10 protein-coding genes are annotated in these 16,554 nt (G+C 41.4%); 3 read left to right on the forward strand and 7 right to left on the reverse strand.

From position 1 onward, the window contains the following. Positions 1-158: 158 nt before the first annotated feature. The 6 genes from CSQ79_RS02400 to CSQ79_RS02425 all read right to left on the reverse strand — a co-directional run bounded on the left by CSQ79_RS02400 (position 159) and on the right by CSQ79_RS02425 (position 11,413). Positions 159-3,023, reverse strand: a complete 2,865-nt coding sequence (locus CSQ79_RS02400; protein WP_289500340.1) for a methyl-accepting chemotaxis protein — start codon at positions 3,021-3,023, stop codon at positions 159-161. A gap of 12 nt (positions 3,024-3,035) precedes the next feature. Further along, complete coding sequence (locus CSQ79_RS02405; protein WP_099699588.1) at positions 3,036-6,086, reverse strand: methyl-accepting chemotaxis protein; 3,051 nt, start codon at positions 6,084-6,086, stop codon at positions 3,036-3,038. Between the two features lie 85 nt (positions 6,087-6,171). Then, entirely contained in the window at positions 6,172-9,006 is a 2,835-nt protein-coding gene (locus tag CSQ79_RS02410) for a methyl-accepting chemotaxis protein (protein WP_099699589.1), read from the reverse strand. A gap of 192 nt (positions 9,007-9,198) precedes the next feature. After that, complete coding sequence (locus tag CSQ79_RS02415; RefSeq protein ID WP_099699590.1) at positions 9,199-9,762, reverse strand: chemotaxis protein CheW; 564 nt, start codon at positions 9,760-9,762, stop codon at positions 9,199-9,201. Between the two features lie 33 nt (positions 9,763-9,795). After that, on the reverse strand, positions 9,796-10,161 hold the full coding sequence (locus CSQ79_RS02420; protein ID WP_099699591.1) for a response regulator transcription factor: 366 nt from the start codon (positions 10,159-10,161) through the stop codon (positions 9,796-9,798). 97 nt (positions 10,162-10,258) lie between these two features. Next, the gene (locus tag CSQ79_RS02425; protein WP_099699592.1) at positions 10,259-11,413 is read right to left on the reverse strand and encodes a response regulator; all 1,155 of its coding nucleotides are present in this window, start codon (positions 11,411-11,413) and stop codon (positions 10,259-10,261) included. Between the two features lie 878 nt (positions 11,414-12,291). Between CSQ79_RS02425 and CSQ79_RS02430 the strand changes: the two genes are divergently transcribed. From CSQ79_RS02430 to CSQ79_RS02445, 3 genes are all read left to right on the forward strand, one after another. Then, a complete protein-coding gene (locus CSQ79_RS02430; protein ID WP_289500341.1) occupies positions 12,292-12,888 on the forward strand; it encodes a universal stress protein in 597 nt (198 codons plus the stop codon). A gap of 148 nt (positions 12,889-13,036) precedes the next feature. Next, the gene (locus CSQ79_RS02440; RefSeq protein ID WP_099699594.1) at positions 13,037-14,170 is read left to right on the forward strand and encodes an RNA-guided endonuclease InsQ/TnpB family protein; all 1,134 of its coding nucleotides are present in this window, start codon (positions 13,037-13,039) and stop codon (positions 14,168-14,170) included. A 261-nt stretch (positions 14,171-14,431) separates the two neighbouring features. After that, positions 14,432-15,391, forward strand: coding sequence for a protochlorophyllide reductase (locus CSQ79_RS02445; RefSeq protein ID WP_099699595.1), 960 nt, complete (start codon positions 14,432-14,434; stop codon positions 15,389-15,391). Between the two features lie 72 nt (positions 15,392-15,463). On the opposite strand, the gene CSQ79_RS02450 is transcribed toward CSQ79_RS02445, so the two are convergent. Next, positions 15,464-16,039: a gamma-glutamylcyclotransferase family protein gene (locus CSQ79_RS02450; RefSeq protein ID WP_099699596.1), complete on the reverse strand. Its 576-nt coding sequence runs from the start codon at positions 16,037-16,039 to the stop codon at positions 15,464-15,466. Between the last annotated feature and the right edge of the window lie 515 nt (positions 16,040-16,554).

The raw sequence follows: 16,554 nt of genomic DNA on the forward strand, positions 1-16,554 counted from the left end.
GAAAATAGTAGGTAAGAGGTCAGAGATCAGCGTTCAGGGTTCAGGGGGAGCAGAGGGGTAGAGAATAGGCGGGTAGTTGGGTAGTTGGGTTCTCTCTTACTCGCCTACGCTCCCACACTCTCACTCGTCACTAGCCACTAGTTACTCACCCCTCACCCCTAGTTAACTTTGAATTGACCAACGCTCGTTTGCAGTTCATCAGCTACGCTCATCAATTGCTTAAATGCAGTTGATACCTGAGTCGCTTCATCTGAAGTTTGACTAGCGATCGCGGCAACATCATTCATCCGTTGCGTAACTGCCTCAGAAGCTTGCGATTGCACTGCTGATGCTTCACTGATTGCTTGCACCAAGTTACTGATTTCTTCACTAATTGCAGTAATTTGATTGAGGCGTTGGCGTGTATTATCAACAAGAACAGTACCAGCAGCAACTTGTTCTGTTCCTGCTTCCATTGCAGCAACTACGGCATTAGTTTCTGCTTGAATGTCTAAGACAAGTTTTTCGATTTCTGCGGTAGCTTGAGCAGATTGGCTGGCTAAGACTCGGACTTCATCTGCAAGAACCGCAAATCCACGCCCCTCTTCACCCGCACGCGCAGCCTCAATAGAAGCTTTCAGTGCTAACAGGTTTGTTTGTGCGGCGAATCGACCAATCAAGTTGACAACTTTAGAAATCTTTTGTGATGATTCTCCGAGTTGCTTAACTTTTTTAGCTGTTGCTGATACAGTTTCACGAATCGCCTCAATGCCATTAACTGTACGGTTCATTGCGTCATCTCCTGCGGCAACAGTGTCGTTTGCTTTTTGAACTGCAACTTCAGCTTGTTTTGCACTGGTAGCAACAGCAGAAATTGAGTGAGACATTTTCTGAAGTTGCTCTAACGCACTATTAATTTCTTCAGCCTGACGTAAGGCTTCTTGGGATAGAGCTTGTACCGAATCTTCACTATAATTAGTAGTTACAGCTACTTGTTGAGCTGCAGTTTTCACTTTGCTCACAATTTGCCGGAGACTAGAAATCGTCGCATTGTAAGAGTCTGCGATCGTACCAATTTCATCTTCGGTTACATTTGCACGAATTGTCAGATCTCCCTTGTTAAGAGGATCGACTTCTATCAGCAGTTCAAGCGCACGTTGCTGCAGTTTTTCTTTGGCTTGTGTTTGCTGTTTTAACAGGTTAGCACGGTCTAATGCAAAGCCAACTTGCGTTGTTAACTGAGCAAACAAATCAATCTCACCTTGTTGCCAAGCCCGTGGTGTAGAACACTGGTGTGCAATTAGTAAACCTAAAAGTTGACCACCTTGAATAATGGGCGCAACTAAGTTAGCTTTTACCGCAAACTGCTCAAGTTGTTTAATGTGGCATTCAGTTAGACCTGCTGTATAAATATCTTCTGTTGCTTGTACTCGTCCTTGGCGATAGCGTTCCACATATTTGTCTGCAAAACAAGGATCGTTAATATTTGCACCCAAAGCTTGCGGAAAACCTACAGCTACTGATTCTGCAATTACAGTACCTTGCCACTGCTCGTTGAAAGTATAGACAACTACGCGATCGCTTTGCAACACCTGACGAACTTCACTCACAGCAGCGTCGAAAATATCTTGTACTTGAGAGTATTGTCCCAAACGTAAGGTAATATCTTTTAAGAATTTTGCTCGCTCGGCTTCTTGACGACGATTGGCTAAGTTTGTCTCAATACTGTCAGCCATTTGGTTAAAACTTTGAGCCAATTGACCAACCTCGTCTGTGGCAAAGACTTTTGCTCGTGCGGAGGAATCACCTGTTGTAAATTGCTGGGCAGTTTGCTGTAGTTCTCGAACAGGCTGAGAAAGCGCTCGGGCAATCATGAGTGCTAAACCCAAGTTAGCCGATATAGCTAGTAAACCGAGCAGTAATTGTGCTGATAAACTTCCGGCAATGACTCCACTGACCTCTGTATCTGGAGTCCCTCGTACTAAAATTGCTACTGGATCGGCAGTAGAAACAGGAACAGAACCACTGGCTTCTTCTTTAAAGAGATTAGGTAATGCCTTAGCAGCTAAGGTGTATGACACTCCATCTACTTTTTTGCGTTGTGTAACTGGTGATCCTTGCGCATCTGCTGCTGCTGCTAGTAAAGATGCATCTGCTAAATTTACTTGAGATTGAGCGCTATCTAAATTTTCTGATTTCTCTGCTCCCTGATTTAACGAGGTTGCTAAAACAAATTCTCCTGTGGGTTCGCGAAAATAAACAGCACTGTAACCATCTTGAAATGCTTTTAATGTTCCTTGAACAATGGGCAACTTGTTGTTAACAATGTCTCCAGACACTAAAGCTCCGATAACTGCATTTGTGCCTGGTTCTCTAACTGGTGTCACAGTGTAGCGGATCAAAGCGTCTGTGTTGTTGAACTGTGCGGGTAAAGGTGGAGCTTCTTTTGTTAGTTCAGCCCAACTGACAACGGCACTAGCTTTAATTTGCTTGGGCTCGTTGAAAACTTCTTGAACTAAATTATTAGGGTTAAAGATCTCTCCTCTGCGATCAGCATTAGCATTCACAATGATTCGCAGATCTCTTCCTACTAGTGTGGCATACTCAATATTCCGAGCTTTAATTTCGTTTTGCAAGATCTGCTTGACTTGATTTTGAAGATTTGGTGTCAAGGTTTGAGCTTGAGTAGCAGCAATAATTGCAGCGTTATCAGCTTGTCCGCGAAAACCAAAACCCATTTGGTTTACTTTAATGTTGTAGTTAATTTCTGTAACAGCTACTTCAGATTCTGCTTGGTAAACTAATTGAGTTTGTAATCCCTTGATATTGAGCCAAGCCCCGACACCGACAATACTAACAATTGATGTGAGTGAAGTTGCCGCAATAATTAACTGCTTACGGCTAATGGGTAGGTCATAAAACCATTGCAGTCCAAAGGTACGTGCTACTTGAGGGCGAGCAGACTTGATCTGTGGTAGCTGTACTGATGTTGCTAATTCTGGTTGCTGCTCTGGAGGAGATTCGTTAAAGCGATAATCTAACATGGCTATCTCTGATTAATTCACCTTGAATTGGCTGGCGTTAGCTTGGAGTTTTTGGGCAACGGCTAAGAGTTCTTTGAAGGATTCAGCAACCTGCGTTGCTTCAGTTAGGGTTTTGTTGGCGATCGCAGCTACATCAGACATTGTTTGTGTGACTTCTTCAGAAGCTTGGCTTTGCTCTACAGCAACTGTAGCGATCGCTTTCACAAGTTCGTTAATTTGGCTACTAACGTCAGAAATTCTGTTCAGGCTTTGACGGGTTTCATCGACAAGCTGCGTACCTGCTACGACTTGTTCTGTACCAGCTTCCATCGCGGCGACAACTTCATTTGTTTCGACTTGAATGTCTGTGACTAGTTTTTCAATTTCTGCGGTAGCTTCAGTTGATTGGCGTGCTAGGGCGCGAACTCGTTCTGCTACAACTGCAAAACCACGTCCTTGTTCGCCTGCGTTAGCAGCTTCAATCGCTGCATTAAGTGCGAGTAAGTTTGTTTGATCGGCAAACGTACTAATCAAGTTGACGACCTTAGAAATCTTTTGCGAGGATTCGCCTAAGCGCTTGACTTTTTTTGAAGTTTGTGCAACTGTTTCTCGAATCGCCAAAATTCCGTCAACAGTACGGTTCATTGCCTGATCGCCTTCTGCTACAGTTTGACTTGCTTGTTGTACCGCAGTTTCTGCCTGTTCAGCGTTAGCAGCAACAGTGCGAATCGAGGTTGCCATTTGTTGAATTCGTACTAAAGCACTAGTAATTTCTGCAGCTTGGCGCGATGCTTCTTGAGAAAGTTCAGCAACCGAACTTTCTTTAGTCGTCGTCGTTATAGCAACTTGCTGGGCTGCTTCTTGTACTTGAGTAACAATTTGTCTTAAGCTAGAGATTGTTGCATTGTATGAGTCAGCGATTGTCCCAATTTCATCCTCAGTCACGCTAGCGCGAATTGTGAGATCCCCCTGCGTCAGCGGATCAACCTCCATTAAAAGTTCTAAAGCTCTACGCTGTAGTTGTTCTTTTCCTGCTTTTTGCTGTTCTAGAAGGCTGACACGATCTAAAGCAAATCCGACTTGAGTTGCCAACTGAGAGAATAAATCAATCTCAACTTGTTGCCAAGCACGCGGTGCTGAACACTGATGTGCAATCAGTAAAGCAATTAACTTGCCGTTGGTGATAATGGGTGCTACTAAGTTTGCCTTGACTGTAAATTGTTCAAGTTGTTTGATATGACACTCAGTTAAGCCTGCTGCGTAGATATTTTCAGTTGCTTGAACGCGCCCCCGACGATATTTATCTACATAGCGCTCAGCGAAGCAAGGATCGTCAATTTTAGCTCCCAAAGCTTGCGGAAAACTATCAATAACAGCTTCAGAAGTTACAGTACCTTGCCACTTTTCGTTGAAGCTATATACAACCACGCGATCTGCTTGGAGTGCTAGACGAATTTCTTGCACTGCTGTATCTAACGTATTTTGCGTACCCAGGGCTTGGCTGATGCGAACAGTAATATCTTTTAAAATCTTGGCTCGTTCTGCTTCTTGGCGACGGGCTTCTAAGTTAGCTGCAATATTCTGCGCCATGATATTCATTTCGCGGGAAAGTACCCCAATTTCATCTTGGCGATCGCTACCGACATCTAAAACAAGTCCTTCTTCACCCGATGCGACCTGTTGGGCAAAACTTGATAACCGCCGCATGGGGCGAGCAAAAGAATTCGCGATCGGAATTGAGAGTAAACCTACAAATAGTAAGATTCCGCCCCCGATACTGTAAGCAATAAACTGTTGATTTGCTAAGTGGTTTTCAGCGTCTAAGAAAGATTCGCCAACATAGGCAATTCCAACAGGCTTGGCTTGTTCGGGATTAAGTATTTTCTGATGATCGTAAAGTGGTGTGTAAAACGTGAGATACTGCCTGCCAACAATCCTTGTTTCACCAACAAATTCTTTGCCTTCATTGAGGACTTTTTCTGCGACTTCACGTGCTACTCGCGTTCCAATAGCTCGCGTTTTATTATCTACATAAGGAACATTAGTAACGACTCGCCAATCTTTAGCAAATACAGTTGCTGTAGGCACGTTATAAATCTGAGTAAACTTGTCTACTAAGCCGTAGTTACGATTGAGTAAAGTCCCAATCACAACACTACCGACTATTCTGTTATTAACTTTGATAGGATGAACTGCCATGCTCATCAAGCCAGCTTTTCCACCATCAATGTCATACGTTCCTTCAGGAAAAGGAGTTTTTGGCTCAGGCATATTTCGGTTAGGTTGTTGCCGTATACCAATATCAGCTTGTTGTGCTAAGCCTAGTTTCTGCAGAGCTTGATTTTCAACTAACTCCAAGCCAGACAAAGGTTGCCCTGTTTTGAGAGCATTTTGAACAATAGGAATATCAGTAAGAGAAATTCCTGTAGGTAAAGATAAACGTTTCTGTTTTGACAGAGTTACTTCCTGATCTGGCACAGGTAAAAGTGGCTGGTTAGAAAAGTCATCATCAACAACAAAAATATTTTGGGCGACACTTTTACCTTGAGCATCTGTAATAATTTTAAAGTTTTTAGTTAGCTCAGGATTTTCTAGATTTTCGTTAATAACTAAATAATTTTCTATAAAGTCGCGACGAGCTGCTACTTGTTCTGGATTATTGAGATCGACTTCAGTTGCTTCTATAATATTAGCGATATTTGCTGCTTGGGTTTCAGTGTCTACTTGTGTCCACAGTACATACTCATTTGCAAAAGTTTGTCCTTGCTGCTGTAAAGTGTGTTTTAGATCTTCTATAGCGCGATCTCTATTTAGAGTAATTAAACCTTGCGTCACAACTAAAACAGGTACAGCTGCGCTACCTACGAGAAGCAAAGTCAGCTTGGTTCTAAAAGTTAAGTTGTCCCAGCCGCGACGCAGCCAAGAAAATGGATTTTTAGATCGGGACTGAGATTGACTTGGTATGGTAGATGCTGGTTTAACAATGATTACAGATGCTTCTAGCGATTCAGGTTCGATATTGCTAGATGCCGAAGTTTCGCCAATACTATCATTTACAAATTTTTTAGGGCGGTGATCTAACATAGTTATTGCTAAATATAGGAATTAGAGAGCGGAAATTGGGGAATGACTAAGATAGAAAAGACAACCAGTCATTAGCCCCTCATACCTAGTTAACTTTGAATTGACCAACACTCGTTCGCATTTCATCAGCCACTGCTAGTAGTTGCTTAAAGGCGGCAGATACTTGAGTTGCGTCATTAGAAGTGCGATTGGCGATCGCCGCCACATCACTCATCGTTTGAGTAACTTCATCAGAGGCTTGTGATTGCACCACAGATGCTTCACTAATTGCTTGTACTAAAGAGCTGATCTGAGCACTCACCATCGTGATTTTGTTCAAGCTTTGACGTGTCTCGTCAACTAAACGAGTTCCATTCACAACTTGTTCAGTTCCGGCATCCATTGCGGCAACTACAGCATTAGTTTCTGCTTGAATTTCTGCAACAAGCTTTTCGATTTCTGCGGTAGCTTCTGCTGATTGTCGAGCAAGAGAACCTACTTCATCTGCAACAACTGCAAATCCTCGTCCTTCTTCTCCAGCACGTGCAGCTTCAATTGCTGCATTGAGCGACAGTAAGTTTGTTTGCTCTGCAAAAGAACTAATCAGACTCACCACTTTGGAAATTTTTTGTGAAGATTCACCCAACTGTCTGACTTTGGCTGATGTTTCTACTACAGTTTCCCGAATTGCTTCGATACCATCAACGGTGCGGTTCATGGCGCGATCGCCTGCGACTACTGTTTCATTTGCTTGTTGCACGGCAACTTCTGCTTGTGCTGCACTTGTTGCAACAGCTTGAATCGAAAGTGACATTTGACGAATTTTTTCGAGCACGCGGGCAATTTCTTCAGCTTGGCGTAATGCTTCAGTGGATAGTTCTGCGACAGCTGTTTCGTTATTTGATGTTGTATTAGCTACCTGCGCTGCTGCATTTTGTACTGTACCTACAATCTGCCGTAAGCTATTAATTGTGGAGTTGTAAGAATCAGCAACTGTACCAATTTCATCAGCAGTCACCTTAGCGCGAATAGTGAGATCGCCACGACTAACTGGATCAACTTCTTGCAGTAGATCTAGAGCACGTTGTTGTAGTTGTTCTTTGGCAGTTTTTTGTTGTTCTAGCAACTTAGCACGGTCTAAAGCAAAGCCAACCTGCGATGCTACTTGAGCAAACAAATCGATTTCAAACTGCTGCCAAGTTCTGGGTACAGAACACTGATGCGCTATTAATAAACCCAAAAGTTGTCCATCTTGAAGAACAGGAGCAACTAAATTTGCTTTGACGTCAAACTGTTCAAGCTGATTTATATGACACTCAGTGAGTCCAGCCGTATAAATGTTATTTGTAGCTTGTACCCGACCTTGACAATAACGTTCTACATATTGATCGGCAAAGCATGGGTCATCAATATCTAAACCTAAAGCTTGCGGAAAACCTTCTAAAACTGATTCCGCTGTAACCTTACCTTGCCATTGTTCATTAAACGTATAAACCACGACTCGATCTACGTTAAGAGCCTGACGAACTTCTCCAACAGCAACATCAAAGATATCTTGGACTTGCGTATACTGTACCAAATTGACTGTAATATCTTTTACCTGGCGTACCCGTTCAGCTTCTGCAGCTTGGCTATCTAGTAGTTGTTGCAATCTAGCTGCCATCGAGTTGATATTACTACCAAGAGTAGCAAGTTCGTCATTACCTTTTACAGGAATCCGACTATTCAGTTGTCCTTGTCCAAGTTGTTCTACGGTATCCGCTGCTGTCAGAATTGGTTTAGTAGCACGGTTAGCTAGATATGCAGCTAGTAAACCGACAAGAAGTGCGGTAAGTCCTGTTCCCAATATCAGGGTTGCTTCTAAACGTTCTAGGGGAGCAAGTGCTATGGATGTATCTTTAAGTAGCACGATTTGCCAGTATAAATCTGGTAGTCCTTCAAGCGTTTGGGTTGGAGTATATGCAGCTATTTCTTCTTCGTCATCTTCGAGATCAGTCACAATTTGTGAGCCAGATTTTCTCGTAATTAAGGGTTTTGCCAGTTCAGGAAAATGCTCGAAAAATTCTCCACTAAGATGATGCTCTTCGCCACTAGCGATAAACACTTCTCCAGATGCGTCAAGGATATGATACTCATCTTCGACACCTTCGGTCAGCAGAAAACTTTCGAGTTGCTTAACAGGCATACGTGTACGAAGAATCGCAATCATTTCACCTGTATCGCGATCGAGAATTGGTGCAGCAAAATTAATCACTAAATCTTCCGATGACTGTGATTTTGCTGGCAGATCAATGTACGATTTAACGTTTTTCTTAACAAGCTGAAAATATAGTTGATCTCGATGGTTTGGCAGAGATGCTCCTTCAGACTGAAATAGTACATTACCATTGAGGTCAAAAACAGCAATACTATCGTAGTACTTATAATTCTTGATGAAAGAATCGAGAACTTCTTGCCTTTGTTGCAAAGTTGTTTGCGATCGCAATTGAGAGTCTGTAAAAACTACTGAATTTGATAGTGTTTGCAAGTCTCCATAGCGTTCAAACATAAAGCCATTGGCTTTGTTGGCAATCAGAGAGGTTTTTTCTACTTGTCCTTGAACAACTTGTTTGACAAATGCTTGATGCGTGAAGCGATAAGCTGTTGCTCCAATTGCTAATACAGGGAGTGTGCTCAGTGCGATCGCAAGTACTGTTGCTTTATACCGTAAGCTAATACCCTTAGACTTACGCTGCTTAGTTTCGGGCTGATCTAAATTCAACGTATTGCTTGCTACTTGCTGTGACGATTCGCTTGTGTCTAATGGATTTTGTTGAGTAGCTAAGTCATGGCTTAACGATTCTGTTTGGGGTATCTGGTTGTGAATGGCAACTGTGTGCGAGGATTGATGAGGCGCATCACTTTTAGGGGTCTTTGTATTGGGTTCAGAAGAAGGAACCATAGGTAAAAACTAATAAAAATATAGTTATTTACATCAAACCCTTCAAACAAAGGCTTGATATTATGTATGACTTAGAGGCTTACTAACATTGCAAGCACACCAATGCTAATTGCTGACTGCGCTAGGCAAGTAACAATTAGCGAGAACCAAAATATAAATGACTTAAGCTGATTTGAGATGAAATATCACTCGTTAAAAATTGAAGTTTTGAGTCATTCCAGCAATAATTGAGTTGCTGTCAAGAACTACGAAAATTTCACCAGTCCGCTTGAGCCAATAACCACGTAAATAAGGTACTAATTCAGATTTAACTGCAGATTCAGGCGGTGATTGAATGACGTCTGGATTGCACAATTCGAGGTCTTCTACACGGTTGACTAACAACCCTAGTACTTTGTCACTAGTATTTTGTCCTAGAGTAGCTCTATGTTGCTGAGCATCGCGAATGACAACAGCAGTATAAGTAGAAGAGTTTGTTGTATGTTGAGATAGGGGAGTTAGTCCTAACAAATGCCCTAAGTCTATAATCCATAAAATATCACCCCGCCAGTTATAGACACCCAATACCCAAGCTGGCATATGGGGAATCGGTACAACTTGAGTCATCGGGATAGTCAGCACTTCGCTGATCTGATTCACTGCCAACAGAGCTGTTGTGTCAGGAATAAGGTGCAACCGCAAAAATTGTTGAGTTACACCGGTTTGTTCAGTGGAAATGCTAGGTGTAGTGCCTCTAGTCAAAAACTCAGATATCATGATTCGTCTCCTGGCGAGGCTAACAATATTGCCTTAACCTTGAATAAGTTGCTTAACAGTGCGTACTAATTCTTCTTGATCGACAGGTTTTGCCAAATAAGCATCGGCTCCCTGTTTTCTACCCCAGAATTTATCCATGTCACTGCCTTTGGTTGAGCAAATCACAACGGGAATTTTGCTGGTACTTGCTTCTGCTTTGAGATCGCGGCAAAGTTCAAAACCACTTTTGTCTGGTAGAACAACGTCTAAAATGATCGCATCTGGTTTTTGACCACTTAGTTTGTTCATGGCATCACCACCATCACAGGCAGTAATCACATTCATTCCGCTACGACGTAGACAGCTGCTAATAATTTCGATTTCGGTAATAGAGTCATCAACAACTAAAACTGTACTCATTGTTTAACCTCAAAAAAATAATCCGTTGTATTTGTTGTGCTGTTTCCAGCACCAAGTATCTTGTTGTGTTGTTAGGTAAAGTGTGAGAAAAACTCAATTACACCTGTGGGGTTTTATTAAGGTGCATTTGTGTGACTTCTAGCAACGTTTGAGCATCTACTGGTTTACTCAGAAAATCTGTGGCACCAACAAGTTTGGCTCGAACCCGATCAATGATGCCGTCATTACCAGTAAGAATGATAATTGGAGTGTCACGAAACACAGAAACTTTGCGTAGCTGACTACAAATTTCATATCCATTCGTGTTTGGCATGACTAAATCTAAAAAGATCAAATCTGGCTTGCGGGTAAGTAATGTTGCGATCGCGCGTAACGAGTCTTGAATCGCAACAAATTGATAGCCTGCAGTTGTTAACATCTTTTCTAAGCTTTGACACACTAACGGACTATCATCAACGCAAGCAATTAAAGTTTTTGATGCAGTTACTGCGGGTTGTGAAACTACTGTCGGTGGTGTAATTGGTGGTGTAGCATCAGGAATATCAACAAATTCTATTAACCCTGATTGAATGTAAGGTAGTAGTGACGCTGTTACATCCATAACGTCCCGCTTCATTCCTGCTGCAATATCTCGTAGCGATCGCTGTCCATCTAATAGTTTTGTCAGATTTTGAAAGACTGCGGGAGATACTTGTTGCTGTAATTGCTCAGGCTCGCGAATGACTGGTGCGCGGTTTGGCGAACGGTCTGCTAGCTTAGCTTTTTGCCAGTTTTGCCATGCGTGCTGAGCTTCGGCGATCGCTTGTCCTGGATCGAGTAAGACAAGTTGTGGAACGGAGAGATTTTCTGGTTTTATTTCACAAGTGATGTGTGTTACTTGAGTTACGTCAAATAATACTTCAGCAACAATTGAAGCAATAATCTTTGCTGCCTGATCGCGAGATATATGTTGTTGTTCAATTGCAGAATACAACAAGAGATATTCCCAAGAAATATCTCTACTGAAACTCATACTGCTTTCTGCAATTTTAAGAGTATTGACGTCAACTTGAGGACAGTAAGCAAGTACATTTCTTCGCCAGCGTTTTACAGGATGATGACCTCCTGTCGCATATAAAATTCGTCCAAGGAAAAGATAAAGATTCCACTCTTGAGTTTGATCTTTTAGTAATACTCTTCCACTAAATCTCTCTTGCTTTAATATTGCTAGTTTACCAACAAAATTGGTATTATTGATTGTTTCAGCAAGCATAATATTAATTTCTCATTATATTTTGGGCATTAAAAAGGTTAGTTTAGATAGTTAGATAGCATAATTTATCAAAAAACATAAAAATAATGTTTAGGCGAATCAACAATTAGTATTAATAGTGCGATTAGCATCAAAATATAGACTCAATGCCTACAGCTTAGAGCGTGAAAGCAACCACGATTCTTACACCATATTGATTCCAACAAATACTACGCTGTATTAATTTGAGTTGATCATGACATTGGCATAATTAACTCAGTAACCGTATCAATACTGAATTTGTTTAGGGAAGAGAAGCTTATATAGGTGTTATCGCGGGATCTTAGAGGAATCAAACGAGTTATCAGTGTGAAACGATAACAATAAATTCTAAAAATTAAATTCTTAAGCTAAGATACTCGAAAAATAAATGGTTAAAAACTAAGACGCGAAAAATAATATTAAAATTGAGTCGAAAATGGCTGGAACTGTCATGGTAGCTAGTAACACGAAGGAAATAGTTATCTATTACCCATTATCATTACTAGTTCCAATTTGTTGTATAAGCTTTCAATTTTATCCGATGTATTCATTACTACTAAAGAAAAGCTCGCAACTAGACAGCTTTGATGACAGTGTTGTTTGCGCTTAGCGTGGACTTCCCATGATCAAGCAATTGAAACAAAGTACAAAAAATCTTAGCAATGAGCAATCTTTTAAACTGCTAAGGCTAGCATGTAGATCAGCTCAGTTAGCGTTTTTAGATTTTCCCCACAATTTCCTCAAATTCTTTATATATATATAGATGAGGAAGACACAGCACTTTTGTAGCTACTTAACCTGCAGGACATATGGTAAGTAGGTCACTACAAAGTGAAGATACATGGGAGGCAGTCTAGATGTTCGATAGAATTCTCGTTGCAATGGATACCTCTGCAATTGGCAAAGATGTTTTTGAGGAAGCGCTGTGTTTAGCAACAGTCAGTCATGCAAGATTAATGCTGGTGCACGTTTTGTCAGGAGAAGTTGAAGGAAGTTCAAGTGTACCTATATTTCCTACAATGGGCTACTATCCTGGAGTGAGCGATCGCACGTTGGAACTTTATCAACAGCAGTGGCAAGAAATGGAAAAATACGGTTTAGAGCTATTGCGATCGTATACTCAACAAGCAACTGCGGCAGGAATTACGACAGAATTTCATCAGTGTGCAGGAAGTCCAGGTCGCACAATATGCCGTACGGCTGGCGATTGGAAGGCTGATTTGATTGTCATTGGACGCAGAGGTCTTTCGGGTTTAAGCGAACTACTTTTAGGTAGTGTCAGTAATTATGTTTTGCATCATGCGCCTTGCTCAGTACTCACGGTACAACATCGTGTGAGTACTCATCCAGAAGCAACCCAAAAAGACGACACAATCGAAAATTTACAGAAAAGGAAGCAAAGCTCACCTCATTCATGGGTGGGATGTGGTGTTGGCACTTTTAAGTGCGATTAAGACCTCTGATTAATTCACGAAGCACGTCATTCAAACTGCGCTCTTTCTCTTTGCAGTACTTGATCAGCAGAGCATACTCCTCATCAGAACATCTTATAGTTAGTTTTTTCATGCCGTCATATTGCCGTCATTGTGAGATAATACTAGCATGAAAACACTGAAGTTCAAACTGTACAACCACAAACGAAATCGGTATCTCAAACGGTCAATTAATGCTGCTGGAGTTATCTACAATCACTGCATTACACTTTACAGACGGTACTACCGGATGTGGGGCAAACATTTGAGTTGTGCTAAACTTCAGGCTCATATTGCTAAATTGAGAAAACGTAATTCTTTTTGGCAATTGGTCGGATCTCAGGCAGTGCAGGATATCTGCCAACGGATTGAAAAAGCCTATCAGTTATTCTTTAAACACCACAGTAAAGGAGTTAGACCACCTGGATTTAAGAAAGTTAAAAAGTATAAGTCTTTCACCTTAAAGCAAGCAGGATACAAGTTTCTAGGAGACAATCGAGTCAAGATTGGGAGCAGAATCTATCAGTATTGGACTTCTAGGGAGATAGAGGGAAATGTTAAGACTTTAACCATCAAAAGAACTTCGCTTGGAGAGTTATTTATGGTTGTAGTTGTTGACGACCGTAGTGAATCAGAAATTAAGACCACGACTGGTAAAATAGCGGGTTTCGATTTCGGTTTACGGACTTTTCTCACTTGTTTTGATGGCTTCAATACTGAAAAAATTGAATCTCCTCAGTTCTTCAAGCAACTGCTCAATTCTGTTCAAAAAGCTTCGGGACAACTCTCAAGAAAATTAAAGGGTTCAACCAACCGCGAACGAGCAAGAAAGCACTTAATCCGCAAGCATGAGACGATCGCGAATTGCAGACGAGATTGGTTTTGGAAACTGTCCCACGAACTCACAAATAAATTTGATGTGTTATGTTTCGAGACACTAAATCTCAAAGGAATCCAACGTCTTTGGGGGCGCAAAGTATCGGATTTAGCATTCGGCGAGTTTCTACAAGTACTAGAATGGGTTGCCAAAAAGAAAGGTAAGCAAGTTGTATTCGTAGACAGATGGCTGCCGTCAAGCAAGACCTGCCACTCTTGCAACCACGTCCTTGAAAGTCTCGAACTATTTATTAGAGAATGGCGCTGCCCATCATGCCAAATAGTTAACGGTAGAGACGAAAACGCATCTAAGGTAATTCAAGCAGTGGGGGCATCCAGTGTTGGGTTAGGCAATGTCAGACAGCCTTTGGCTGCTATTGCTGTTTGACCCCAGAATCCCACGAATTCAATTCGTGGGAGTATGTCAAAAATTAGTAGTTAGCTGCTGTTGGGTAATAGGAAGTTATGAGTCGTGAAGTGTTGAGTTTAAGAGAGTTAAGAATATTCTTTAATTCAGAATAATTGCCTCCGGCACACTGCGCGAACAAAACTCAAAATTCAAAACTCTCTTAGGTTTTCATTTCTACATATGAGTCGAATCAGTGGTGTGAGATCCTGAAGAAAGAGTGGCAGTTAACGGAGTCGGAAAATGGAGCAACATCGCAAGTCAACAGTTGTCATAACAGGAGCTTCTTCAGGGGTTGGTCTATACGCGGCAAAAGCACTTGCTCAGAAAGGATGGCACGTAGTCATGGCGTGTCGAAATTTGGAAAAGGCAAAAAATGCTGCTGAAAGCGTAGGAATACCACAAGAAAACTACACGGTCATGCATATTGATCTTGGCTCGCTTGATAGCGTGCGGAAGTTTGTGAATGACTTTAGAGCAAGTGGCAAATCTTTAGATGCGTTAATCTGCAATGCTGCAATTTATATGCCTTTGTTGAAAGAACCGCAGCGCAGCCCAGAAGGCTATGAATTGACTATGACGACCAATCACCTTGGTCATTTTCTGTTGTGCAACTTGATGCTTGAAGATCTCAAAAATTCATCAGCTACAGATAAGCGAGTTATTATTTTGGGAACTGTGACGCATAACCCTGACGAGCTGGGAGGGAAAATTCCTCCACGTCCTGACTTAGGAAATCTTGATGGCTTTGCTGATGGGTTTAAAGCTCCTATCTCGATGATTGATGGCAAGAAATTTGAGCCTGTCAAGGCTTATAAAGATAGCAAAGTTTGCAATGTACTAACAATGCGGGAGTTACATCGACGCTATCACGATACAACCGGAATTACTTTCACTTCACTTTATCCAGGTTGTGTCGCAGACACGCCTTTATTTCGCAACCATTATCCATTGTTTCAGAAACTTTTCCCTTTGTTCCAGAAATACATTACAGGTGGTTATGTCTCTCAAGAATTGGCTGGTGAGCGCGTCGCAGCAGTAGTTATTGATCCTGAATACAAGCAATCAGGTGTTTATTGGAGTTGGGGTAATCGCCAAAAGAAAGATGGCAAGCCGTTTGTCCAAAAGGTTTCTCCCCAAGCCCGCGATGATGCAAAAGCTGAACGAATGTGGGATCTCAGCGAACAGCTCGTTCAAGCTTAGCAAAATCAATTAATGAGGGGTCGAGATCAGGGGAGTCTGTCATAGCCCTTAGACTTAAGGGTCAGACAATCATCATCCCCGATCCTTCAGTTGTCTTATGCCGATCGCAATATTTGTTGATGCATGAGAGTAGTTCTGTTGCAATTGATGCATATGATTGAATAAGTTCCAGCAGTATTGCTCGGTTAGCCCACAAGTAACAGCACCTCGGAGAACAACGTTAAAGTACCAATCGTTTGGGGCGAGTTCTTCAGTTAACTTATCAATGACTACGTAAGTACGTACGTTTTGATATACGCGATCGCGGCTGGAGACATTGATAGTTTCTTGACGATACCAATTATGAACTACGCCTTCGCGTTCGTCTAAATGCTCACTTAATCGCCAAGGTAATTGATACAATACGCCTTCTACAACACCACTTTGATCTTTGATAATATCTAAAACTCCAGAGCGACGCAGCGCTGAATAAGAATAAAATCCCAAGCGATATCCTAAAAGCTGAGCAGGTCCAATCACGTAAATATGGGTTTTTTCACCAAGCGATCGCTTGAGGTCTACCGGACACATACAAGAACCGTAGGCAAAGTAGTAAAACATTGCTTCTTTATGTTGTCGCTGCGTTACTTGTGATGCCGGAAAGCTCATAAACTGCAATCAAAGTACTTAATATATTTTATTCAGCCAATTTTAGCAGAACTACTTGAATCTAAAGTGACGTATTCCGATCAACAAACTGTAGATTAAAATTATGAGTTCCAAGTTGGTATCAACTGAGCTGCGATCGCCCATGCAACGCACAGATTAAGAGACTGCAATTCTTGAAGAAAAAACAGTATTTTTGCCTGAAAAATTCGATTTTGGCGGGTGTAACCTCAAATACTTGTTTTAAACTTTTACGTGTTTTTACTTAAAAATTTTAGAGAAAAACTATTTATTAATACTCTAAATTAATTTTGCAAAATAAAGAGACCCAAGATAACATTTGATAAAATTCGATTTGAGCGGATTTTAAGGAATAAAGCGACTTATACTGGCTTAAATGTGAATTAACGCTTGTTTGTAAGGAAAATCAGATATACAGCCAAACATACTTCCTGAGACTTATAGACTGTCGTCATCAAAAACAACATAATACGGGTATCTATATTGCTAATTTAATC

The organism is Gloeocapsopsis sp. IPPAS B-1203 (assembly GCF_002749975.1).
In the GTDB taxonomy this organism is placed as follows: Bacteria; Cyanobacteriota; Cyanobacteriia; order Cyanobacteriales; family Chroococcidiopsidaceae; genus Gloeocapsopsis.